The 23805-nt window shown below is 67.9% G+C and carries 17 protein-coding genes; 1 reads left to right on the forward strand and 16 read right to left on the reverse strand.

Going from position 1 to position 23805, the window contains the following annotated elements:
* Positions 1-474: 474 nt before the first annotated feature.
* The 14 genes from eccA to A5692_RS02755 form a co-directional block, all read right to left on the reverse strand.
* Positions 475-2307 (reverse strand): type VII secretion AAA-ATPase EccA, encoded by a 1833-nt coding sequence (gene eccA, locus A5692_RS02690; RefSeq protein ID WP_068051736.1) that lies wholly within the window; start codon positions 2305-2307, stop codon positions 475-477.
* Positions 2304-3500, reverse strand: a complete 1197-nt coding sequence (eccE, locus tag A5692_RS02695; RefSeq protein ID WP_068051739.1) for a type VII secretion protein EccE — start codon at positions 3498-3500, stop codon at positions 2304-2306. The genes eccA and eccE overlap by 4 nt, the downstream gene beginning before the upstream one ends.
* Positions 3501-3519: 19 nt before the next feature.
* Positions 3520-5412 (reverse strand): type VII secretion-associated serine protease mycosin, encoded by a 1893-nt coding sequence (locus A5692_RS02700; RefSeq protein ID WP_068051742.1) that lies wholly within the window; start codon positions 5410-5412, stop codon positions 3520-3522.
* Complete coding sequence (gene eccD, locus A5692_RS02705; RefSeq protein ID WP_068051745.1) at positions 5390-6901, reverse strand: type VII secretion integral membrane protein EccD; 1512 nt, start codon at positions 6899-6901, stop codon at positions 5390-5392. The genes A5692_RS02700 and eccD overlap by 23 nt, the downstream gene beginning before the upstream one ends.
* A 266-nt stretch (positions 6902-7167) precedes the next feature.
* Positions 7168-8070 (reverse strand): ESX secretion-associated protein EspG, encoded by a 903-nt coding sequence (locus A5692_RS02710; protein ID WP_068051748.1) that lies wholly within the window; start codon positions 8068-8070, stop codon positions 7168-7170.
* An 87-nt stretch (positions 8071-8157) separates the two neighbouring features.
* A complete protein-coding gene (locus A5692_RS02715; protein ID WP_046182844.1) occupies positions 8158-8442 on the reverse strand; it encodes a WXG100 family type VII secretion target in 285 nt (94 codons plus the stop codon).
* A 47-nt stretch (positions 8443-8489) separates the two neighbouring features.
* Complete coding sequence (locus tag A5692_RS02720) at positions 8490-8786, reverse strand: WXG100 family type VII secretion target (RefSeq protein ID WP_007168951.1); 297 nt, start codon at positions 8784-8786, stop codon at positions 8490-8492.
* A gap of 293 nt (positions 8787-9079) precedes the next feature.
* Positions 9080-9379: a PE family protein gene (locus A5692_RS02725; protein WP_007172607.1), complete on the reverse strand. Its 300-nt coding sequence runs from the start codon at positions 9377-9379 to the stop codon at positions 9080-9082.
* Positions 9380-9800: 421 nt separating this feature from the next.
* On the reverse strand, positions 9801-11021 hold the full coding sequence (locus tag A5692_RS02730; protein ID WP_068051751.1) for a PPE family protein: 1221 nt from the start codon (positions 11019-11021) through the stop codon (positions 9801-9803).
* Between the two features lie 106 nt (positions 11022-11127).
* Complete coding sequence (locus tag A5692_RS02735) at positions 11128-12366, reverse strand: PPE family protein (protein ID WP_068051754.1); 1239 nt, start codon at positions 12364-12366, stop codon at positions 11128-11130.
* 465 nt (positions 12367-12831) lie between these two features.
* Positions 12832-14052, reverse strand: a complete 1221-nt coding sequence (locus A5692_RS02740) for a PPE family protein (RefSeq protein ID WP_068051751.1) — start codon at positions 14050-14052, stop codon at positions 12832-12834.
* Positions 14053-14060: 8 nt separating this feature from the next.
* Positions 14061-14360 (reverse strand): PE family protein, encoded by a 300-nt coding sequence (locus A5692_RS02745; RefSeq protein ID WP_068051758.1) that lies wholly within the window; start codon positions 14358-14360, stop codon positions 14061-14063.
* 168 nt (positions 14361-14528) lie between these two features.
* Entirely contained in the window at positions 14529-15770 is a 1242-nt protein-coding gene (locus A5692_RS02750) for a PPE family protein (protein WP_068051761.1), read from the reverse strand.
* Between the two features lie 467 nt (positions 15771-16237).
* Positions 16238-16432, reverse strand: coding sequence for a ferredoxin (locus A5692_RS02755; RefSeq protein WP_067917298.1), 195 nt, complete (start codon positions 16430-16432; stop codon positions 16238-16240).
* 192 nt (positions 16433-16624) lie between these two features.
* Here A5692_RS02755 and A5692_RS02760 point away from each other — a divergent pair, with 192 nt between their 5' ends.
* Positions 16625-17797: a cytochrome P450 gene (locus A5692_RS02760; RefSeq protein WP_068051764.1), complete on the forward strand. Its 1173-nt coding sequence runs from the start codon at positions 16625-16627 to the stop codon at positions 17795-17797.
* Between the two features lie 36 nt (positions 17798-17833).
* Here the strand turns inward: A5692_RS02760 and eccCa are convergent, their stop codons facing one another.
* Positions 17834-22003 (reverse strand): type VII secretion protein EccCa, encoded by a 4170-nt coding sequence (gene eccCa, locus A5692_RS02765; protein WP_068051767.1) that lies wholly within the window; start codon positions 22001-22003, stop codon positions 17834-17836.
* Entirely contained in the window at positions 22000-23517 is a 1518-nt protein-coding gene (gene eccB / locus A5692_RS02770) for a type VII secretion protein EccB (RefSeq protein WP_068051770.1), read from the reverse strand. The genes eccCa and eccB overlap by 4 nt, the downstream gene beginning before the upstream one ends.
* Positions 23518-23805 lie beyond the last annotated feature (288 nt).

Genomic DNA, 23805 nt, shown 5'->3' on the forward strand with positions numbered 1-23805 from the left:
CTCGATCTCAAATCTCGTTTTCGCTGGCGAGAACCGACCGCACTGTCGGTGGCCGCTCTGTTACTGCCGGCACGCTCCAGACTGTCCGTGAGCGTGGCCCGCTCGTCGATGACCTGCAATCAGGGTCCAGAGACGCTGCCGCGGCGCGGACGAGAGCGCCCCGGGCGTTCGGCGTCGCCGAGGTAATAGTTGATTGCCATGCCATTCCCCTAGTGTTCATCAACACGAAGGGTAAACGGGCTACACTCCCGCACCGCTGATTAGCTGCTGCCAGTTTCCTGGGAGCCGATTTTCGCAGTTCAAGTACTGTTTTCGGGCGCATTTGTGGCCGTGTGGCGACGAACAGGACGTTGCCGAGCGCCGGACTTTTCTCAAGAGTGACCTGTAGAAACCATCGGGCAGGCGGGCGGCCGCCCCAGTCGCGAGGTTGCCGGCACAGGCCGGCACGCACTACTGGCGGGAACCGGAGCGGGCTTACGTGGTCTTGTTCTCCGCGACTGCTGCGCTGAGGCCCTCGGCAAGATCCTCCTGAGTCAGCTCCCTGAACCGCAAGAGCTGCCGCTCGCTGAACTCGGTGACGTCGCTGGACAGCACCGCGTCCAGGTCCTCGTCGTCCAGGCGGAAGCTGCGGTGATCGCGTGCCTTCTCCACCACGTTGCGCACGAAACCGGCGTTGCCGAGCGTATCGATGCCCCGGATCAAGTCCCCGTCTTCGGAGTAGCTCTCGTCGAGATAAAACCTGGTGTACGAAGGCAGTAGGGATTGAGCCGCTTCCTCGGTGATAACGTCCTCGTTCTCCTGGCCCATCAACCGGGTCAGCGCGACCAGCTCGTCCGGGGTATAGCTGAAGAACTCGATCACGGTCGAAAACCGCCGCCGCAGACCCTGGTTCACATCGAGCATCTTTTCCATCGCCTTGGCGTAGCCCGCACCGAAGACCACGAGTTCGTCGCGGTGGTTCTCCATGTACAACAGCAACGTGTTGATGATCGCGTTCCCGTATGGGTCACCCTGCTGGTAACCCTTCTCGTGCAAGGTGTGCATCTCGTCGAAAAACACCGCGCCGCCAAGGGCTTCCTCGAGCATCTCCTCGGTGTTCTTCTCCGCGTCGGCCATGTATCGGCCCAACAGCTTGGTCCGGCTGGTCTCCACCACCACCGGCTTGCGTAGCACCGTCAAGCCGCACAGCTGCTTGGCGAATGCCCGCGCCACCGACGTCTTACCGGTCCCGGGCGGCCCCAGCAGCAGGGTGTGCCGCGACGTCACCGGCACGGGGAGGCCCATCTTGGCGCGCGCCAGATTCACCTTCGTCGTCGCCTTGATGAGCTTGATCTCCCGCTTGGCGCGCTCCATGCCCAGCATCGCGTTGAGCTCCGCGTCACCCTCGGCGAGATACCGCGCGGCCTCCTCGGCGTGGCGCGCGGCCTCCACCTCCGCCCGGGTCGGCGCGCTGTCCGCATCCCACGGATCGGTGCGCGCCTCAATGGTTTCCGGGTCCGTCAGGACCAGTCGATAGTTCGGGTTGTCCAGCGCTTCACGGGCCGGGCTGAACTTCGGGTCCCGCGAATACACCCGGCGCAGCAGCTCGACGGCCTCGTCCTCGCGTCCCAGGTGTCGCAAGCACATGCCCTGGGTGTACAGGGCAATGTTGGCCGCGCCCGGGACCCGGTCGCCCTCGACGGCATCCTGGCCACGCCGCAGCGCCTCCTCGAAGACACCGAGCGACGCCAGGGCCGTGGTGGCCATCGCCGCGCCGGCGGCCTTGAGCTCGGGCTGACGCCAGACCTTGCCCTCCGGGAACTGATTGAGCACGTCGGGCCACCGGCCGGTGCGGAAATACAGCACACCCCGCACGTAGTCGACCAGCTCCTGCTCGAACGGCTGGCGGGGCTCGATCCCGTCGAGCAGCTCCGCGGCCTCCTCGTAGCGCTTGGCCTCGGCGAGAACGGCCGCGTAGGCGCACGCAAGCGACTCGACGCTGGTGACGGCCAGCTGCAGGAACAAGCCGTCCGAAACCTGGGGACGGAAGTGCAGATCGGTGACCCCGAGCCGGCGGGTCTCCCATCCGAACGTCCGGACCGACGCCCACGCGCCGGCGAGCACCTCGATGCTGCGCTCCCCCGCCAGTAGCCGCGCCAGCCAGGCGTCGCACATACCGGGATCCAAATTGCTTGCGGTGGTGAACATCTGCGATGCCACCTGCGGGTTGTGACTCGGTTGTAGCCCGTTGACCGATATCCCGGATGCCAACAGGCCGGCGACCATCGCATTGCGGGCGCCTTCAGCCGTCGATTGCGGCCGCGTCATTGCGCTACAGGCACGCCCGCCGGGCTCCCTCGCAGCTGGTCGACCGACAGCACTAGGTCGTCGTCGTCACGCAGGCCGCGGCTCGGCACGACAAGCAGGTCGCGTGTGGCCGGTGCGGGCAAGCTGGCACGGACGGCCGCCAGCTGACGTCCGGTGAGGCGGTTGAGGCCGGCGGACACGTCTCGGGGCAGCCGCTTTTCGCTGTGGTAGCGGACCCAGGCCGAAATCTGCGGCCGGCCCGCTCGCGCGGTGAGCCGGACGGTCAGCACGGTGGCTACGGTATCCGCCTGCCACAGCTCGTCGAGTGTGTCGGTGGAGAGGTCGGCGGGCGTCACCCAGAAGCTGGTGGTGAAGCCGTTGAAATGCTTGAGGTGGCGCCAGCCGGGCCGGCTCCAGGTCGGCTCCAGGTCGGCCAGCACCGCGCGGTCCACCTCGGTGATCTCCTCGGCGGTCAACGGCCTTGCGGCGCAAGTGAGTCCGTCGAGATCCTGCGCAAGCCGCTCGGTGGCCGCCACGAACGTCGAAGCCAGCGAATCACGGACCGCCACCGCGGCGATGTTGCGCTGCGGGTTCATCCGCAGCACCAGCCAGGTCCGGCGGACATACGAGCTGGGCTCGCCGTTGGCCACCTCCCACTCCTCGGGGCCCCAGTCGTCGAGCTTCGACAACTCCGCGGCGTTGCCGCCGCGGCGCACCTTCACCGACACGATGTCGATGTCGTCGAGGTGAATGTCGAACTGGCGCAAGCCATCAGCGACGGCCTGCACCAGCAGGGTGGGCGGCGATGTCCGGTGCCGGTGCCGCGACGACGGATCGTCGTCGCCCCCGTTGACCGCGATCACGGTCACCAGCTGGCCCTCGTACTCGCGCACACCGACCTTGTCGCGTCCGAATTTGCGCTGGTAGTCGTGGGGCGGAGTGCAGCCCGCTCCCAGCGCGGTGCCCGGATCGGCGGACCAATCCCACAGCCAGGTCGCCAATCCCGATGTCACCGTGATGCCGTGATAGGTCACCAACGACAACAGCGCGATCAGCGCTGCGAGGCCGACACCCACCCAGAACGCGATGCGGTAGGCGCCCTGCCAGGACTCTGGGCAATGGCTCGCCACCACCAGGATGACGATGTCCACCAGGAACACCGCCGTGACCCGTGGCCACGACAAAGACAACCCGAACCTGCGCTGCGCTTTCATGACTGTTACTGCTCCGCCCTCATTGCTGCTTCCGCGATCGCTTCATCAGCATCGCCGTACCAAACACGCCCCCACCGATCAGTAACGCCCCGAGCAGGCCTCCGGCGGCCACCCACACCGGCACCATATCGCGGGCCGGCGCGGGCTTGGGGATGTTCAGCGGCGCCGAAAGTTGCTGCGGCGGCTTCAACGGTCCCTCGGGCACATCCCACGTCAGCGCCGCCACCGGGTCGACGATGCCGTGGCCGATCTGGTTGTCCACGCCGCGCGCCGGTGCGCGGGCGGTGCGGGTCAACCGGTTGATGACCTGGTAAGCCGACAGCTGGGGGAACTTGGCGCGAACGAGCGCGGCGACACCGGAAACGATCGCGGCCGAGAAACTGGTGCCGGACGGAACCAGCAGCGTGTTGTCGGGTCCGTCGATCGCATTGATGACGCCGTCGTCCCGGGGCGACAGCCCGACAACGTCGGTGCCGGGTGCGGCGATTCCCACCCATGGACCGGCCACGCTCGTCGATCCCTGCCCCTGGCTGCCCTGGGTCAACGGCCGGCCGTCTTCGTCGACCGCCCCGACCGTCAGCACGTAGTCGCTGAACCAGGACGGCGTCACGACCGTGGTGACGGCGTTCCAGTTGCGAGGGTCGTTGGGCTGCAAGGGATCATGCGGCGGGTTTTGCTTGCAGTCCTTCTTGCTGGTGTCGCCGGCCGCCGCCACGATGACGGCGTTCTTGTCGACCGCTGCGTAGCGCACCGCGGCGCCCAGCGCGCGCTGGTCGATGATGTTGCGGGCGCTCATGCAGGTGACATCCGAGATGTTGATCACCTGCGCGCCCATGTTGGCGGCGTGGACGATCGCCCGCGCCATCGTCTGCACGTCGTCGATCTTCGCCCGGGTCTGCGGGTCCTCGTCGCCGGTGTAGGCGTCCTTGAGACCGAAGGCCTGGCTGGACTGGCGAATCGCGATGATGTCCACATCCGGGGCGATACCGCTGAATGCGTCGGGACCGGCCGACGGCGCCGGCGGTGGAGGTGGCGGTGGCGGCGGGTCGAGCGGGCGTGGATTGTCAACGCGGATTACGTGCCCGCCACCGGAGTAGCTCGGGATCGTCACCGTGCCGCCCGTGCGGTTGCCCGCCGGAGCCTGCCCGCCTTGCGGCGGTTGAGCGCCGCCCGCCGGAGCCTGCCCGCCCTGCGGAGCCTGCCCGCCCGCCGGAGCCTGTCCGCCCTGCGGCGGTCCCGGCGGCGGACCCGCCGGCGCGGCCGGTTGCGGTGGAGGCGCCCCGAACGGTCCGGGAGCGGGCGGCTCCTCCTGCGGCGAGGGGGGAACCATCGTCACGGTCTGCGGCAGCGGCGATAACGTCACCGTCTGGGGCGGCGGCGCTTTCGGCGGCGGCTCGGTGGTGGGAATGGTGACCGGCCGGCGCGGCGCCGCCGGCGGCACCCCCGCGCCGTTGGCCGGGGCGGCGCCGATCATCGAGGCGACGATGGTGCCGTGCGCGTCGCAGTCCGACAGCCCGTCACCGCCCATGACGTAGTCACCGCCGGGGATCAGGTGCGGAAACCTCGGGTGCGGGCTCACACCGGTGTCGATGACGGCCACCTTCACGCCGGCACCGCGGCCGAACTGCCATGCCTCCTGCAGGTTCAGCATGTCCATGTACTTGGGCTGCAGCCGGAAGTCCGTTCCGGGCAGCACCCCGACCTCGGTGCAGTACGAGTTCTGCTTCATCGGCGCCGGCGGCCCGGGCGGACCGTCGGGCGGCACCGCCCCCGGATCGATCGTCGGCGGCGAAATCGCATAAGCGGGCGGCAAGCCGGCCAATGCTCCTGAGGCGAGCAAGATTGCGGCGAGGGCGGCAGCGGATGCGCGCCCTCGCCACACCTTGCTACTACCGGTAGCGGATTGCTGCATAGACATTCATCAACCACAATGCCAGCGGGAAGATCGGCATCAGGCAGAGGTATTCGATCCATTCCACGAACTTGCGGAACAGCGGGCTGTAGATCGTGTTGGGCACCACGGCCGCGGACGTAAGCCCCGCCGCGGGCAGCAGCACCAGGATCGCCGCGCTGATCGACACGGCCAGGGGCGACTGCAACACGAGCGCGTACCGCGCCACGACCGCACCGACGATGAGGACTGCGGTGACGGCCAGGGTGATCGCCTGCCAGCGGTCGACGTAGGAGCGCCCGCGCAGCATCAGGAACCCGGCGCTGAAGCCGGCCAGCAGCAGCGGCAACCAGCGCTGACCGGTGTGCGGGTCCGACAACGCCGCCAGCGAGACGACCATCAGCACGCCCAGACCGATCAGCAGACCCGACAGGAAAGAACGGGCGCGTTCGGCCTGCACCAGGACGTCGCGGACGGACGCGGGTCCCTCGAGAACCGGGGGGCCACCGTCGGAGCGAACCACGGTGGTGGGCAGGTCGGGCCGGGCCTCGAACACCCACCGGCTGGTCGCCGAGGGGAACACCGGCAGGCGGATGCCGGCCAACCGGCGCGAGAGCGCAGGCGCGGTGTGGTAGACGAGCACGCACACGAGGACGACGCTGGTCAGCAAAGTCACAGCGCTCGTCATGGCGACCATTCGCGCCAGGGCCGCGATCGCCGTGACCAGGCTGATGGTGATGAGCGCGGTGTACAGGGCCAGCCGGCGCCCGGTGAAACGCACGGCGAGCATCGCGGCGATGGTCAGCACGCCGAAGCCCAACACCGCGTGTGGGGAGCCCACCCCGCCGGGGGGAGCCGCCGCCGCGGCGACAGTGAGGGGTGCCAGGCCGCTCAGCAACAGGATGTCGCCGACGCGGCGATCCTGGTCGGTGCGCGCCCGCATCAGCAGCATCAACGAGACGCCGAGCACCACCGCGGCGATCACCGCGGAGTACGCCGTCGGCAGCCAGGAGTTGTGGTGCCACCGGTACCAGAGCAGCAAGCCCGAGGCGGCGGTGACGCCCGCCGCCACCATCGACGCACCGACCTGGACCGCAACGACCGGGTCGATCGCGGCGAACCGTTTGCTCAGGTCCGCCGCCACCGCGGTGGAGATGTGCTCGATGACCTGCGAGCGATGTTCGGTGTCCTGGATGAACCGGACCCACAGCCGGTCACCGTCGTAGACGTCCTGTTCGGTCAGGGACTGGGTGGCCCGCAGGGGCGTGCCGTCGACCAGGCAGAGTGCCCACCTGCCGCGACCCGTGGCCTCCAACGGCGCCTCGCCGAGCTCCCTGAGCCGGCTGTTGACCACCTTCAGCAGCGGCTCGGTCATCACCGACACGGGGGCGTTGGCGTCCAGTAGGACGCCGATCTGTACGCCCGCGCCGGCCATAACGCCGACCACGACCGCCCGAGGCTGCGAAACTCCCTCAACGTCAGGCTGTAGCGCTTCAACTACCGCAGTCATCGCCCTGAACCCCTTACCGTCGTGAACGTGTTGCCCCGCGCCGCCAGCCGGGCGGGGGTCTGCGCCGGCCCGCTTTCCGGGGCGCTGCGGCCCCCAGGAAAGTGCAGCTCGACTATTCCGAATTCCATCTACCCCGCCTTGCGATTAATAGCTTTGGTGACGCCGGTTTGAGATTTGCTGAAATCTCTTAGAGAAGTATGCCGTGTTGGCATCTCAACCGCATGTTGAGTGCAAAGACATTGGTGAACTTTGTGTTTCGTCGAATCTCAGACCCTGCTGTGGGTTTTCCACTCGCCGTAGGGAAGTGTGTCGAGCACGGTCTTGACGCCCACCTGTACCAACTGGGGGGTCGCCGGGCAGATGGCCAGCCAGGCCTCCCCCGACCCGGCCGTCCGCGCCTGCTGGTAGAGCGCGATGCGGCCACCGGAACCGTCTTTGAGCGACAGCACCGAGGCGCTGGGGCCCTTCGCGTCGTCCCGGTATTGACGCGCGTACACCGCGACCTCGGCCGCGGGGTCGGAGAGCGCCTGGCCCAGCGCGGCCACGGTGGCGGCGCTGATGCCCATCCGCCGCAGGTCACCGCCGGAGAACACGTTGAAGCCCGACTCCTGCCACGACTTCGTCGCTTCCAGCATCTCTTCCAGCGGCACGTTCACCGCGTTGATGGCCGCCGGTTCCGCGTGGTGTATCGATTCGAGCGCGTCCAGGACCAGCGACGCGATCGAGGAGCTGTCGGCGATGGCGACGTCGTCGACGGTGATGTCGCTGCCCACCCGTACCGCGGACACCCAGTGCTGACCGCGACGCGCCAGCACCACCCGGAACTCATTGTCGGGGATGTCGCGCGACCCGGGCGGCTGGTTCTCGTCGTCCACCACGCCGTAGAGCAACTTGCCCCGGGACAGCAGGGCGATGACCTCGAGGTCCGGCGCGGCGAGCACCCTCATCCGGGCGGCCACCTGCTCGTTCACCTGGTCGTTCTCGACGATGCCCTGCTCGCGCATCACCGCCATTCCGGGATGCTCGTTGAGCCAGTCGCTCGAATCGGTCGAAACATACGGCCGGCACCGCAGCTCCGGGGCGACGTGCCGAATGTCCAGGAGTGCCTGGAGCATCCAGAAACCGTCGACGTTAACGGTGATGTCAGTGCGGGCGGTCTGTTGGTCCATCAATACCTCGAGGGTTCAAAGTGCACGATAACCGCAGGACGCGGCAGCACACCACACGTCGGTGTGCTGCCGCGCCTGAAGTTGGGGTTAGGCCCAGCTGGACCCAACGGCGCTGTCGGTGCTGGCCATGTTGCTGCCGGCGCTCTGCACCTTCTGCCCGTGGGCGTTGGCCTGCTCGTAGATCACCTGGAAGTTGCGACCCAATTGGGTGATGAACTCCTGGCAGGCCACCGAACCGGCACCGCCCCAGAAGTCACCCGCAGCAAGCACATCGCGAACGATGGCCTGGTGCTCAGCCTCCAGAGACGCGGCCTGGGCGCGGATCAAGGCACCGTGGGCGTCGACATCGCCGAACTGGTAATTGATTGTCATAACGGTCTCCTAATGTCTGGAATGGTACGCAGCCGCGGTTTTTAGCGCTAGCTGCTGAGGATTTGCTGCGAGGCCTGCTCTTGCTGCTCGTAGTTGTTCGCGTCGCGGATCAGCCCGTCGCGCACCCCGTGGAGCATGTTGACGATGTTGCGGAAGGCCTGGTTGACCTGACCCATGGTGTCGTACGAGGTGGCCTGCGCCTGACCGCTCCAGCCCGAGCCGGCGATGTTCATCGACGACGCCCACATCTTGCGGGCCTCGTCCTCGACGGTCTGGGCGTGGACCTCGAAGCGGCCCGCCATCGCCCGCATTTCGTGCGGGTCGGTCATGAAACGTGTTGCCATGTTGGCTGTCTCCTTTTATTGCGTGAGTACTCAGATACTTGCGGTGGTTACGACGATGGCCGGACCGGTTACGCGCTGGCGAACCGCCGAGCCGAATACAAAAGGATGATCCCCCCTTCCCGTCAGCCGGCGGCCACCGGTCGCTGTAACACGGTGAGACGGACGTCAAACCCGAACTCCGGCGTTTGAGTTGTCCGGCCGTCAGCCCCCGAGATCATCGGTAGCTGGGCGGTCAGGCGGCGGAAGACCACGTCAATGACGTCCGGCCCCAAACCATCCAACCGCCGGTCCGATCAGCCCGCAGCAGCTGCGTTGGCTGCCTCGGTCGCAGCGTAGGAGCCCGAGCTCATCGACAGCGTGTTCACGAACGCCTCGTGAATGGCGGCGGCCTGAGCGCTGACTGCCTGGTACATCTGCGCGTGCGCTGCGAACTGCGCCGCCGTCAGCGCCGACACCTCGTCGGCCGCAGCCGGAACGACCCCGGTCGTGGGGGCGGCTGCAGCCGCGTTCTGAGCGCTCAGCGTTGAGCCGATGGCCTGCAGGTTTCCGGCCGCCGCAGCCAAAGCCTCAGGCTGTGTGGTCACGAAAGACATGCTTGATCCCTCCTAAGTTCATTCCCCGACTCTGCAGAGAGTAGATGACAGCGGCCTTTGAAGCTCTTTCGGAAGCCGCCTGTTTGCAACTGTTCACGTGACGGTACGACGAATTCATTTTTGGTAACGCCACAGTAACAGCGTCTGGCCCGGATCGCCTCCCTTTCAGCTCCGTCACAGCAAACTGTGACGGAGTCGTTGGAGAAAGACCCTGGTCGACGTCTGCCGGGGTGCTACTGCAGGGCAGGCCCCTTAAAAATCTGATTGCCATCATTACCCGACGAACCGCTAGCAACCGGTGGGCGGCCCGCCCGCAGTGGTCCCGAGGCCCACCGCGACCGGCCTCCGAGCACGGAGCCTCCACCCGTATCCGACCCGCTTTGTTAACCCGTAGGTCATGCTGCCGAGCGACCGGCACCGGTTATCCGGCGAAGGGGGGTCGGGCCATGACGGTGGGGCGGAACCCGTATCGGGGGCCGGCCCCGGCGTGGGTGCCGCTGCCGATGCCGGCCAGCGGCATGCCACCGAGCAGGTTGCCCGGTCCCCCGGCGCCCTCGGGGGCGGCGCTGATGGCGCTGACCGGGATGGCCGAGTGGGTCATCGCGGGGATCGCCGGGCCGCCGGTCCAGGCCACCGGCACCGACAACTTGCCACCGATGGAGGCCGCACCGCCGATGGCCGCCGCCGGGTGCACCGCGCCGGCGCCACCGCCGAGCAGACCACCCAGCCCGCCCAGGCCGGGCAGGGCCTTGGCCGCCGCCGGAGCCGCGCCCCCGATCATGCCCAGGGTCTTGGCCATCTGCACACCGAAGTTACCCATACCGACACTGAAGTACGGCAGACCCTCGGTGTTATAGAAGAAGCTGGCCCACGGGCTGTAACCGTTCAGGGCGGTACCCAGGTTGGTCGGCAGGACCGACTGCCCGGTCAACAGGTACCAGATATAGCTGAACGGATCCTGGGTCGCCTGCGTGGCGGCGTTGGTCGTCGCATTGGTCGTGGCCTGCGTGGTGGGCTGCGCCAACGACTGCAACACCTTCGAGGTGTTGGTCGCCGTCGAGTTCGTCGTCGCGCTGGTGACCGCGGCGCTCTGGGTCGCCGGGGCCGTGTCGTTGGAGATCTTCGGCGCCGCGCTGAACTGCGTCAACTTCGTCGTCGTCGCCGACTGACCCGCATAGCTGTACATCGCGCTGGCATCCTGCGCCCACATCTGGCCGTACTGCGCTTCCAGCTGGGTGATCGCGGGAGTGTTCTGCCCCAGCACGTTGGTCGAGATCAGCTGCTGGGTCTCGGCACGGTTGGCCGCGATCAGCGGCGGCGGCACCGACGCCGCCAACGCGGTCTCATAAGCCGCCGCCGCCGCCTGAGCCTGGGTGGCCGCCTCCTCGGCCTGAGCAGCCGTCGTCGTCATCCACGTCACATACGGCTGGACCGCGGCGGCCATCGACGCCGACGCCGGCCCCAGCCAGTCCTCGCTGTTGAGCGCGGTGATCAACTTCTCATAGCCCAACGCCGCCGAGTTCAGCTCCGCCGCCAGCGCATTCCACGCCGACGCCGCGGTCATCAACGACCCCGACCCCGGACCGGCATAAATCCGCGCCGAATTAACCTCCGGCGGTAACGCCCCGAAATCCAACATCATTGACTCCTTAACTGGTTGTGCGGCGTGGCTCGAATCTTGATTTGACGAAAATGCGGTTGCGGCGAGCCGCCCCGAACCCAATCTCAGCGCAGTTCATTCCCGCCGCCTACCCGGCCGATGGTGGGCGTGTGAGCACGCTGTAGCGGAAGCCGTACTTGTGTGAATAGCCCGCGGCGGCGGTGCGCCGGCCGATGGTGCCGGTGGGCATGCCGCGCAAAAGCGCGTTGCCCGGCGGGCTGGTTGCAGCACCGGCCTCCTGCGCGGGAATGGCCTCGGCGTCGGCGGCATCGGCCGGGCCGACCGCGGAGGTCAGCGTGGCCCACTGCTGGGGCACGGACAGCGCCCCCACGTGCGAGGCCGTCCCGGCTCCTGCCGATACCGCTCCGCCGCCGACGCTGCCCAGATTGCCCAGGCCCAGCTGAGCGAACTGCGGCGTCGGGAACCAGGCACCACCGGCACCCGCCGTGGCACCACCCGGACCGAACGTCAACTGCTGGCCCATCGACATGCCGAAGCTGGCCAAACCGTTCGACTGATACAAGAGAGACGTGCTCTGTTTGAGCAGCGTGGTGTAGTTACCAGGTGCCAGCGACCACCAGTTCGTCGGGCTGGGCAGGATGTCCTGCAGCGAGGTGCCGGTCGTGGTCGACCCCGTGGCCGCAGCCGTGACCTGCTGCGTCGTTTGCGACGCGGTGGCCGGCAACACCTGCGGCGTTGCGAGCTGAGACGACGCGTTGGCGGCGGTCTGCGCGGCGTTGCCCGCCGGCTGCTGGACGGCCTGGGTCACCGCCAACGCCTGGTCTGCCGCCCCATCCGGGGTGGTGGTACTCGGCGGCGGGTCAAAGGGCGCCAACCGCGAGGCCGTCGCCGACGCCGCCGTATACCCATACATCGCCGCCGCGTCCTGCGCCCACATCTCCATGTACTGCGCCTCGGTCGCCGCGATCGCCGGCGTGTTCTGTCCGAAAAAGTTCGTCGCGACCAACATCGCCAACAACACCCGATTGGCCGCGATCACCGGCGGCGGCACCGTCATCGCAAACGCCGCCTCATACGCCGCCGCCGCCGCCCGGCCCTGACTGGCCGTCTCCTCAGCCAACGCCGCCACCGCACCGAGCCAACTCGCATACGGTGCCACCGCCCCCAGCATCGACGATGCCGCCGCGCCCACCCACGGTCCCCCGGTCAGCTCCGAAACCACCGAGCCGTACCCACTGGCCGCCGTGGCGACCTCCGCTGCGATCTCGTCCCACGCCGCCGACGCCGCCATCATCGGCCCGGACCCCGGACCCGCATACAAACGACCGGAGTTGATCTCCGGCGGTAACGCGCCGAAGTCAAACACCGACGAGGCCCCCCGGCTCGAACGACATCTGTTTCCCTCGCAACTGGTCTCGGTCGAACGACCGCCAAGCGTTTGCTTGGTTGTTGCGAAGGCTAAGTTGCCGCGACGTCCGGGCGCCGTCTCGACGAGACGGCGCGCAAGGGTGATCGGCTCGCCGGCGGGCGTTTTCCGCACCGGCGTGCAGGGGCACACCCGCGGTGCGTCGCGCCGACGATCGATGCGACTAGCTGCGGGAACACCGCGCTGGGCGAATGGCTTCTGATCGGCGGCCCCGCGCGCGCACGCACGGATCCACGATACGGGCGGGGAAAAAATCCGGCCGCAGAAAAGTCGCAACGGCAAGCCGCCGCTCAGCTCGGGACGAGAAGGTCCGCGCCGGCGGGCCGCGTACGGCACCGCACATCGAAAGACGCTTTAGCGCGGCACTTTTCGCGCGCTAAAGCGTCTTTCGTGTGCTGTGGACCGTTATCCGGCGAAGGGGGGTCGGGCCATGACGGTGGGGCGGAACCCGTATCGGGGGCCGGCCCCGGCGTGGGTGCCGCTGCCGATGCCGGCCAGCGGCATGCCACCGAGCAGGTTGCCCGGTCCCCCGGCGCCCTCGGGGGCGGCGCTGATGGCGCTGACCGGGATGGCCGAGTGGGTCATCGCGGGGATCGCCGGGCCGCCGGTCCAGGCCACCGGCACCGACAACTTGCCACCGATGGAGGCCGCACCGCCGATGGCCGCCGCCGGGTGCACCGCGCCGGCGCCACCGCCGAGCAGACCACCCAGCCCGCCCAGGCCGGGCAGGGCCTTGGCCGCCGCCGGAGCCGCGCCCCCGATCATGCCCAGGGTCTTGGCCATCTGCACACCGAAGTTACCCATACCGACACTGAAGTACGGCAGACCCTCGGTGTTATAGAAGAAGCTGGCCCACGGGCTGTAACCGTTCAGGGCGGTACCCAGGTTGGTCGGCAGGACCGACTGCCCGGTCAACAGGTACCAGATATAGCTGAACGGATCCTGGGTCGCCTGCGTGGCGGCGTTGGTCGTCGCATTGGTCGTGGCCTGCGTGGTGGGCTGCGCCAACGACTGCAACACCTTCGAGGTGTTGGTCGCCGTCGAGTTCGTCGTCGCGCTGGTGACCGCGGCGCTCTGGGTCGCCGGGGCCGTGTCGTTGGAGATCTTCGGCGCCGCGCTGAACTGCGTCAACTTCGTCGTCGTCGCCGACTGACCCGCATAGCTGTACATCGCGCTGGCATCCTGCGCCCACATCTGGCCGTACTGCGCTTCCAGCTGGGTGATCGCGGGAGTGTTCTGCCCCAGCACGTTGGTCGAGATCAGCTGCTGGGTCTCGGCACGGTTGGCCGCGATCAGCGGCGGCGGCACCGACGCCGCCAACGCGGTCTCATAAGCCGCCGCCGCCGCCTGAGCCTGGGTGGCCGCCTCCTCGGCCTGAGCAGCCGTCGTCGTCATCCACGTCACATACGGCTGGACCGCGGCGGCCATCGACGCCGACGCCGGCCCCAGCCAGTCCTCGCTGTTGAGCGCGGTGATCAACTTCTCATAGCCCAACGCCGCCGAGTTCAGCTCCGCCGCCAGCGCATTCCACGCCGACGCCGCGGTCATCAACGACCCCGACCCCGGACCGGCATAAATCCGCGCCGAATTAACCTCCGGCGGTAACGCCCCGAAATCCAACATCATTGACTCCTTTAACCCGTCGCGGCCGCGTTGGCCGCCTCAGTCACGGCATACGACCCCGAGCTCATGCTGAGGGTGTTTACGAACATTTCGTGGACCGCCGCCGCCTGAGCGCTGACGGCTTGGTACATCTGGGCATGCGCGGCGAACTGCGCCGCTGTCAGCGCTGACACTTCGTCGGCCGCGGCCGGGACCACCCCCGTGGTGGGGGCCGCCGCGGCTGCGTTCTGCGCGTTGAGCGCCGAGCCGATGCTTTGCAGGCTGCCCGCCGCCGCGGCGAGCGCCTCCGGCTGCGTCGTCACAAAAGACATCTGAAGTCCCTCCCTACTTTTCCGGCTCGCTCGCTCTCGAGGATCGGTTTGCCTTCGGGCCCACCGGGGGCTTGGCTTACTCGTGAGATTAGATGGGTCACGCGGTGCCTTGCCTCCCTAGTGCCGACTGTTCATTACTGGACAACTTCCGTTCACTTGGACGTTTCCTTATCCGGCCGATGGTGGGCGGGTCAGGACGCTGTAGCGGAAGCCGTATTTGTGCGAGTAGCCGGCCGCGGCGCCGGCCCGCCGACCCACCGCGCCGGTCGGCATGCCGCGCAGCAGGGCGTTCCCGGGTGGGGTGCTGGCCGAGACGGTCTGAATCGGCGCGACCTCCGCCTCGGCGGCATCGGCCGGGCTCACCGTGGAGGCCAGCGTGGCCCATTGCTGGGGCACCGACAACCCGCCGACCTGGGCGGCCTGTCCGGTACCCGCGGTCACCGCGCCGGTGGCGTTGGACAGGGTGCCCAGGTTGCCGAGGCCCAATTGCGCGAACTGCGGCGTCGGGAACCAGGCACCACCGGCACCCGCCGTCGCACCACCCGGACCGAAGGTCAGCTGCTGGCCGATCGACCAGCCGAAGTTTCCGATACCCACCCCGAAGTACGCCTGCAGCGTCTGTTTGATGATCGCGGTGTAGTTACCCGGCGTGAGCGACCACCAGTTCGTCGGGCTGGGCAGGACGTCCTGCACCGATGTCCCGGTGGTCGTCCCCGTGGTGGCCGCGGTCGTGACTTGCTGCGCCGTTTGGGGGGCGGTGGCCGACATCAGCTGCGGCGTCGCGAGCTGCGACGACGTGTGGGCCACGGTCTGGGCGGTGTTGCCGGCCTGCTGCGTGGTGGCCTGTGTGACGGCGGCGAACTGTCCGGATTCACCGTCCGGCGTGGTGGTCTGGGGCGCCGCCGTGAACGGCGTCATCTGCGACGCGGTGGTCGACGACGCGGCGTAGGTGTACATCGCCGCCGCGTCCTGCGCCCACATCTCCATGTATTGGGCCTCGGTCGCGGCGATCGCCGGAAAGTTCTGCCCGAGGAAGTTGGTCGCTATCAGGGTCGCCAGCAAGACCCTGTTGGCCGCGATCACCGGAGGCGGGACCGTCATCGCAAACGCGGCCTCGAAGGCGGCGGCGGCCGCGCGCGCATGGCTGGCGGCCTCCTCGGCCTGACCGCCGATGGCACCCAGCCAGGTCACGTAGGGCGTGATCGCCGCCACCATCGACGTCGAGGCGGGGCCCACCCAGGGCCCGTTCGTCAGCTCGTCGATGATCGAGTTGTAAGCGCTTGCCGCCGTGCCCAATTCGGCTGCAAGCACATCCCAGGCGGCTGACGCGACCATCATCGGCCCCGAGCCTGGTCCTGCATACATCCGACCGGAGTTAATCTCCGGCGGTAACGCCCCGAAGTCAAACACCTGTTCTCCTCAGTTGGTCGCGACCTCTGGCGATCGCGACCGTCGCATCGGAATCAGTGGTGGCCGTAGTCACGGCTTCGTAAGCAAACGCCACCCCCCGGCTGCTGACCTGGGAATCACCGACTCAGACCTCGCGGTCCGCCACCCCAGTCGGCGGGCTCGCCGGCGCGTCCTGCCGATCCCGAACACGGCGCCCAAATGTGGTCTACCACCACGCGTTTCGGACGTCCGGTCAAGAACAACGTGCACCTTTAAGCCTCGATCGATCCCCGTTGTCAGCAACCGAGCGACAGCCCGCGTGTATCCGAACTGTCGCTCGCCAATGAGATTAGTTTGTTAGCGGGGGTGCTCCGATACGCGAAGCCAACTGTTCATTCCAGGCCAGCCAATGTTCACTCCCTGTCGACTCGCGTTCATGTCAGGCAACCGGTTGTTCATCCGCGGTTTCCCTTGCGCGCACGCCGGTGTCAGTCCTCTTCGAGAACCAGGGCCATCTCGGGACAGGAGGCGACGCCATCGCGCGTCAGCTGCTCGTCCTCGGGCCTGACCTCGTGTTCTTCGAGTGTCGAATAGCCCGAATCGTCGATCGGGAACAGATCCGGATCGACGGCATAGCACTGCGCGTGGCCCACGCATTTCGACTTGTCGAGACGAACCCTCACCGGCTTCCTCCCCGGACGACGCACTTAAGGAATCGAGTCGTAGAGTAGTCGCTCGGTGCAGCCCGCGACACGGTGCGGCCGTCGCCGACTACAGTGAACCGCGCATTCGCCCCGCACGCGGATTCGTGTCCCTTTGCCGCACATGCGATATTGATGTGCCAGCAGAACTAGAGACAAGCGGAGACCGGGCGCATGACCACTCCTGGCCAGGGCCAGCACGGCACGTTCCACCTCCCCAGGCTCGATTACGAGAAGCTACCGATGGCGGCGGATCGAGGTGCGGGGTGGAAGGTGCTGCGCGACGCCGGGCCGGTGGTGTTCATGAACGGCCACTACTACATCACGCGCCGCGAGGACGTGCTGGCAGCGCTGCGCAACCCGAAGGTCTTCTCGTCGACGATACTTCAGCCTCCCGGCCACCCATTGCCGGTGCTGCCGTTGGCCTTTGACCCCCCACAGCACACCCGCTACCGGAAAATCCTGCAGCCGTTCTTCAGCCCGCACGGACTGAGCGCGTCGCGGCCGGTGCTGGAGCGGCACGCAGCCGAGATGATCGCTGCGTTCGCCGGCCAGGGCAAGTGCGAGGTGATGGCGGATTTCGCGCGCCTGTACCCGTTTCAGGTCTTCATGGACCTCTACGGTCTGCCGTTGGAGGACCGCGACCGCCTGATCGCCTGGAAGGACGCGGTCGTCGCCGACAAGCCGTATCTCACCCCGGGCGACCTCGAGCAGGGCCGGCACCTGCTGGCCTACCTGGTCGACGTGATCCAGCAACGCCGGCAGAACCCGGGGTCCGACATGCTGTCGCGCGTCATGGCCAGTGACGGCGACTTCAGCGACCTGGAACTGCTGGGCATGAGCCACCTGCTGATCCTGGCGGGTCTGGACACGGTGACGGCCGCGATCGGATTCTGTCTGCTCGAGTTGGCCCGCCGCCCCCAGCTGCGCGAGTTGCTTCGCGACGACCCGAAGCAGATCCGGGTCTTCATCGAGGAGATCGTGCGACTGGAACCGTCGGCGCCGGTGGCGCCGCGGATCACCACCCAATATGTCGAGATCGGCGGCATGACGTTGCCACCCGGCACGTCGGTGCGGTTGTGCATGGCGGCGGTCAACCGCGACGACAACGACGCCACGTCCGTCAATGAGCTCGTCATGGACGGAAAGGTGCACCGCCACTGGGGCTTCGGTGGCGGGCCGCACCGCTGCCTGGGCTCCCACCTCGGCCGCATCGAGCTGACGGTGATCGTCGGCGAATGGCTCAGGCAGATCCCCGACTTCGACGTGCCGGCGGACTACGTCCCCGAAATCAATTTCCCGTCAAAGAGTTTCGCGCTCAAAGAACTACCGCTGCGCTGGGGCTGAGCCAGCCAACCCCAGCGCAGCGGTATCCGTCGGCGCCTATTTCCGCAATTCGGTCGATGCGACCTGCACGAACACGCCGGTGTCCTCGGCCATCAGCAGGCCTCGGCCGCGGGGCAGCGGGCCACCCTTCATCTTGCCGCGGATGAAGCCCTCGTCCGGATCGGCGTCCATCACCAGCAACGGCGCGTTCGCCTGGGCCAGCGCGCGCAGCATGGGGTCGCTGCCCGCCGACGACCAACCACCGAAGGTGCGCGTGACGAGCACGTGCAACCCGACATCGGCGGCCCTGGTCACCCACGGCGCGGCCTTGTGCAGCGGCGAATCGAACCCTGCCGGCAGCTGCTGGATGTCGTCGACGATCAGGAAGATCTCCGGGCCGCTCCACCACGACCGCGACAACAGCTCCTCCGCGGACAGACCGGGCGGCGGTTCGCGCCCGGCCAGGACCGCCGCCAATTCGCCCATCATGGCCTGGACGCCGTCCAGGTTGTAGGCGAACTTCTCGACATAGTCCGAACCCAGTGTGGTCAGCAGCTGACGTCGTGGATCCACCAGCCACACCTGCGCCGACGGCTGCCCTGCCGGGGGCGGCGGTGCGCTGCTCGCCCCGGGTGCGTACAGCCGGCCGATTTCTCGCATGATGGTGGCCAGCGTGGTCGTGCGCCCACATTCGCGTCGCCCGGTCACCATCAGGTGCGCGTTCTCGGCGAAGTTGAGGTAGACCGGCGAGAGATCCAATTCGGAGATGGCCCAAGCGATTCCGCCCGCGCCGACTCCTTCACGGGTGTCCCGCGCGGCCAGCTCCCGCAGCTGCTCGAGGTCGAACCGCGCCGGGAGGCGCCGCACCGGCGGAGCCTGAGCGCTGGTGAGGCGATCGACCGCGTCGATCACGCTGTCGGACTCGAACACGTAGTCCGGCGTGGTCGCGAGCGCGGGCCGGGCCACCAACGTGTGCAGACCGGCCTGCGGGTCGGAGTCCAGTCGGACGTAGTTGACCGCGACCATGCCGCGGCCGGGCTTGACCGGGACGTCCTTGGCGAAACGGGACCGCACCAGCTTGGCGTCTTCCACCGCGGCCAGCCGCAGCTCGACGCGGGACCCGAACCCGCTGCGCACCGGCGGCCGCAGCTCGGACTCGCGATCGGCGGTGACCACCACGTGCACCCCGAACGAGGGGCCCTGGTTGATGATCACGTTCACCTGCTCGATCAGCACCTCGTTCTCTTCGGCCAGCGCCCGGTAGTTGTCCACCACCAGGTAGACGTCGCCGAACCCGTCGTTGGGCACCGGGCCGGGCTCGCCGCCGAACTTGCGGCGCCGGAAGACCTCCATCGAGGCGATGCCGTACTCGAGGAACGTGCTCTTGCGCTGACGCACCAACGCCAGCAGCTCGGCCACCGTACGGCGCACACCGTACGGGTCGGTCGGGCCGGCCACCTCGCCCACGTGGGGCAGCCGGGCGACCGTGGTCAGCGCGGTGCTGCTGTAGGCCAGGCAGTAGAACTGGACCTGCTCGGGGGTGTGGGTCAGCGCGGCCGAGCAGATCAGCGTCTGCAGGGCCGTCGTCTTGCCCGAACCGCCGGCGCCCAGGATCAGGACGTTGGCGCCCGGCCCCGAGGTGTCGACGGTCCACGGCGGCTGGTCGTGCTTGAAGGGCCGGTCGATGATCCCGATCGGGAAGACCAGATCCTTGGCGGCACCGTAGTTCTCCTGCCACGGGTGACCGAGGAACCGGTTGACCAACTCGTCGATGGGCACCGGTTGGTTCAGCGGCGGTTGCCACAGCCGGTACGGCTCGAAGTCGATCTTGCGCAGCTGATCGATGATCACCGTGCCGACCTTGGGGACCCTGATGCCCTCGACGTCGTCGTCCTCACCCGCCGCGCCGCCGGCTTCCAGCGTCTCGCCGTTCGTGATCGCCGCCGGGGTGAGTTCCGGCCCGCCCACGCTGACCTCGAGCGGGGTGAACGAGTTGGTGAACAGCTGCGGGCGGACGTAGTCGATGCTGTGCACCAGCGCGGGCGCCTCGTCGCCGTCGTCGGTGAGCCCGCGCGGGAAGTAGTCCCGCCACAGGAATTCCGCCTGGAACCGGACGATGTCCTCCAGGCTGCGCCGGAAGTAGCCCAGACCCGCCTGCGCCGGCAGGTTCACCGCGTTCGGCACACCCGCCGCCTGCGCCGCACCGGCGGTGCGGGCTTTCAGCACCAGCCGGTAACCCATGTTCTCCATGAGCTTTTCGGCCCGGCTCTCGATGGTCTGCGACGCCATCATCAGGTGGATCCAGTAAGCGCGACCCTGCCGGCCGATCGAGTCGAGCACGTCGACCGCCGTCGGCATGATGCGGAACCACTCATAGAACTCGTCGATCACGACCACGAGCATCGGCAGCGGCGGCATGTCTTGGCCGCGTGCCTGCATCCTGAGCCGGACCGAGTTGTACTCCTTGGCGTCGTCGACGCCGGCGCTGTCGCAGATCGCCTTGCGGCGGGCGATCTCGCCCCACAGGGCGTCCAAAAAGCGCTCCATCAGCGCCTGGTCTTCTTCCAGGTCGGTGATGATCCGCGACACGTGCGGGACGCCGGCGAACGGCTTGACCGCCGACCCACCCTTGAGGTCGGCCAGCACGAACTGCAGCTCCTCCGGCGGGTGGCTGAGCATCAGCGACTCGATCACCGTCCGCACCAGGGTCGATTTACCCGAACCGGTCGTTCCGGACATGACGCCGTGCGGACCGTCACCGCCCTCGTCCAGCGACTTCATGTCCAAGAACAGCAGCTCGCCGTTGTCGGAGCGGTTACCGAACGGCGCCCGCAGGCGCGACCGGCCCATCGTGTCGGTTCGGGCGCCCCAGAGCGCGTGGAAGTCGATGCGGCCCGGGTCGTCGATTCCGTAGTAGGCCATGATGTCCCGGGCGCCGATGTGGGTGACCCGCTGGCCGATCTCTTCGTAGGCCTCGGCGAGCCGCCAGCGGGCCAGCGCCTGGGCGAACTCCTCCGCCTCCGCGACGCTGATGTGGTCGGTGAGCGCGAAGAACCACGGCTTCTCGTCGATCACCATCCAGGTGTCGCGGTCGCGGGGCAGCGCCTCGATCACGCCCTTGCCGTCGAACCGCAGGGTGCGCTCCGGGACCGCTGTCCACATCGACGCCCCGGTCAGGTCGAAGAAGGTGACTCCGTCGATGCCTTCGGCACTGATCACGAACTCCCACTGCGGGTCGACGACGTCGGCGACGATCACCGTGTGGGGTGTCGGGGTCTGCGCCGACGAGCTCGCGTGCCGGGGCGTGAAAGAGCCACGGCCGGCGAACAATTCGGCCTGCTCGGCGGCGAACTCGCGCACCGACGCGTAAACCATCCGCGCGTTGCCGGCGGCGTCCTGGCGGCGCGGGTCACCGAAGTGCGGCAGCCACTTGACCCAGTCCCATTCGTCCAGATCCGAGCTGACGACGACCATCCGCACGTGGTCGGGGCCGTGCGAGAACGCCAGTTGGCAGATGATCGCGCGCATGAGCCCCAGGGCCTGCTCCCGGTCACCGTCGAGCGAATACCAGGGCTCGACGAGCAACGAGATCATCTTGGGCAGGTTGTAGACCACGCTCTGGTAGCGCCCGAACTCCTGCAGCGCCTTACCGGTCACCGGCTCCAGCTCGATGTCGGTGGGCATGTTCTGCGGCTCACCCCAGGTCACCTCGGGCCGCGTCATGCCGACGCCGACTCGCACCACGCCGAAGTTGAGGTCCTTGCCGTCGGGCTTGCGTTCCCACATCCGCGACGTGCCCACCGCGGCGGTAAGCGTGGTGGGCGCCGGGTGAAACCACCGGTAGTTGGCGTCCATGCTGTCCGCGGACTCGTGGGCGGTCTCGCGCAGCATGTCCAGCATCAGCATGAACTGGGCGCGCATCGCGTCCAGCTTGGGCCGGCTCATCTGCTGCTGACCGCCGAACCGGCCGCCGAACATCATCATCGCGACGCCGCCGATCATGAAGATCGGGAAGATGGCGCCGGCGCCGCCGAACACGTGCGAGCCGCTGGCGAAGGTCATGCCGACCATGCCGATCAGCAGGCCGACCACCAACACGCCGACCACCACCAGCCACCAGGGCTTGCCCTCCGGAGGCGGAATGCTCAGGGGTGTCGGGAGGACGATGTTCTCCGGCTTGATGACCGGAGGCTTCTCCGGTGTCGGCCGGGCAAACCCGCGTTTCACTTAGGTACCGCCAATTCTGCTGGGGACATATCCATCGGTAGGGTGTCGTGTTCCACGAGCGCGTCGGCCCGCGACAAGGTCGGCCCTTGCGGGAGCAGCCGCAGCGCCACCCAGGGCGCCAGGCTCGGTTTCGTCTTGAGGCCCAACGCCTCGCGGACGTCGCGGGTGTCGTCGACGCCGAACCGGGCCCCCGCGTCCGTCAGCCACCACAGCGATTCCGTCGTCTTGGCGCCGGGGTCGTTGCCGGTGACGGCCACGAAGTTGCCGTAGTCGGGCCCGAAGAAGACCTGGTCGGCCTCGCGGCCGGTGGTGTCGGCCTTGACCAGCGACACCACCTTGCTCTCGTCCTTGGCGGCGACGGGGATGGTCGCGCCGGAGATGACCTGGATGCGGGCCCGGTTCTCCCCCGAGGTCTTCTGCCACCACCAGCAGGTCGCCGGGTTCTCGCGGATGTCCGCCACGTTGAGCGGGGCGTCCGGGTAGGAGGACAGGTCCAGCTTGTTGACCACGGGCATCTTCGCCAGGGCGGACGGTTCCACGGTCACCGGCTTGGTGTTGCCCGGCCCGGCGTTCTGCAGGATCTGAGCGACCAGCGGCGGCAGTGTCTGCACGCCGTCCGCCAGCACCAGTGAATACTGTTGCGGCCCACTGATTTGCGGCGTGACGATCACGGTGCCGATCGGGCCGGGTGCGCCCGGGAACGATGCGGCTGTGCCGGCGTTCTGCACCTGGGGCACGGTCAGCTCCGGGCCCACCGGCAGCGCGTCGAACAACGCTCGGCTCATGGGCTTCGCCTGGCCGACCTGCTCGGGCGTCAGTCCCAGCGGCAACAGCACCGATCGGTTCGTCGCGTCGATCCGGGACCGGCGCCCCTCTCGGATCACCCAGGCGTCCCCGCCGTAGCTCAGCACCACGGCGTCCGTCCCGTTGAGGACGTGCCGGTGGTTGCTGAGGTCGGGGTTTCCGTCGATCACGGTCACCGTCACGCCGGACGGGGCGCTGACACCGGTCGAGGTGGCGACGGTGTCGCACACCAGCCACGATGACGTGGACGGTGCCGTGGGGTGGAAGTTCGACGGCGCGCCGGGGATGCCGACCAGCGGGCCGCGCGGCAGGCTGGCGATCTGGTTGGACTTGACCAGGTGCGGGTTGTCCGGGCGACCGGTGATCAGCCGCGCCGAAGCCAGGTTCAGCGCCGGGTACAGCTTGTCGCCCACGCGGACGTAGAGCGCCCCGGAGTCGCGGTCGGCGATGATCGGCGAATCCCCGACCTGGCCCGCCGGGCTGAGGAACGAGTAGAGCAGAGCGCCCAGGCAGATCACCAGCGCCGCCGAGACCGAGGCCACCACGGCCAGCGTCTGCCGGCGTCCCGGCTCGACCTCCATGCGGACGCGCCACCGGGTGAGGGCCATTGCGGTGCGACGAGCGAGGAATTGGTAGCCGGTCACCTGCGTCCGCGTCGACAACCCGAGGCCGTACCCCGACCCGCGTTGTCCGCGACTCTCTTCCGCCACGTTAATTCACCATCCGGTCTGCTAGAACGCCTGGATATTGTCCGTCGTAAATATCCGCTGCGCGAATTACATCGACAACCGTAAGGCACCCGTACGGGCCTCGCCACGCGGCGCCGATGGCGTTCGCTGCCACATCCCTTTATCTATAGGTGTCCGGTCGTGGGCGGTTCGCCGGATCGCGCCGACGCCCGCACCGCGCCAGGCGCCGCTGAACAGGACGAGCCGGGCATTCGCCATTACGATGCCCTGAGGAGACATGAGGAGTCCGGGCGGGGACCGGCGGGGGAA

Origin of the sequence: Mycobacterium sp. E342, assembly GCF_001667665.1 — a bacterium.
Classification (GTDB): Bacteria; Actinomycetota; Actinomycetes; order Mycobacteriales; family Mycobacteriaceae; genus Mycobacterium.

Bases quoted from the DNA above. Each gene is read 5' to 3' on its own strand.
- eccA (WP_068051736.1), bottom strand. From the start codon at position 2,307: ATGACGCGGCCGCAATCGACGGCTGAAGGCGCCCGCAATGCGATGGTC.
- eccE (WP_068051739.1), bottom strand. From the start codon at position 3,500: ATGAAAGCGCAGCGCAGGTTCGGGTTGTCTTTGTCGTGGCCACGGGTC.
- A5692_RS02700 (WP_068051742.1), bottom strand. From the start codon at position 5,412: ATGCAGCAATCCGCTACCGGTAGTAGCAAGGTGTGGCGAGGGCGCGCA.
- eccD (WP_068051745.1), bottom strand. From the start codon at position 6,901: ATGACTGCGGTAGTTGAAGCGCTACAGCCTGACGTTGAGGGAGTTTCG.
- A5692_RS02710 (WP_068051748.1), bottom strand. From the start codon at position 8,070: ATGGACCAACAGACCGCCCGCACTGACATCACCGTTAACGTCGACGGT.
- A5692_RS02715 (WP_046182844.1), bottom strand. From the start codon at position 8,442: ATGACAATCAATTACCAGTTCGGCGATGTCGACGCCCACGGTGCCTTG.
- A5692_RS02720 (WP_007168951.1), bottom strand. From the start codon at position 8,786: ATGGCAACACGTTTCATGACCGACCCGCACGAAATGCGGGCGATGGCG.
- A5692_RS02725 (WP_007172607.1), bottom strand. From the start codon at position 9,379: ATGTCTTTCGTGACCACACAGCCTGAGGCTTTGGCTGCGGCGGCCGGA.
- A5692_RS02730 (WP_068051751.1), bottom strand. From the start codon at position 11,021: ATGATGTTGGATTTCGGGGCGTTACCGCCGGAGGTTAATTCGGCGCGG.
- A5692_RS02740 (WP_068051751.1), bottom strand. From the start codon at position 14,052: ATGATGTTGGATTTCGGGGCGTTACCGCCGGAGGTTAATTCGGCGCGG.
- A5692_RS02745 (WP_068051758.1), bottom strand. From the start codon at position 14,360: ATGTCTTTTGTGACGACGCAGCCGGAGGCGCTCGCCGCGGCGGCGGGC.
- A5692_RS02760 (WP_068051764.1), top strand. From the start codon at position 16,625: ATGACCACTCCTGGCCAGGGCCAGCACGGCACGTTCCACCTCCCCAGG.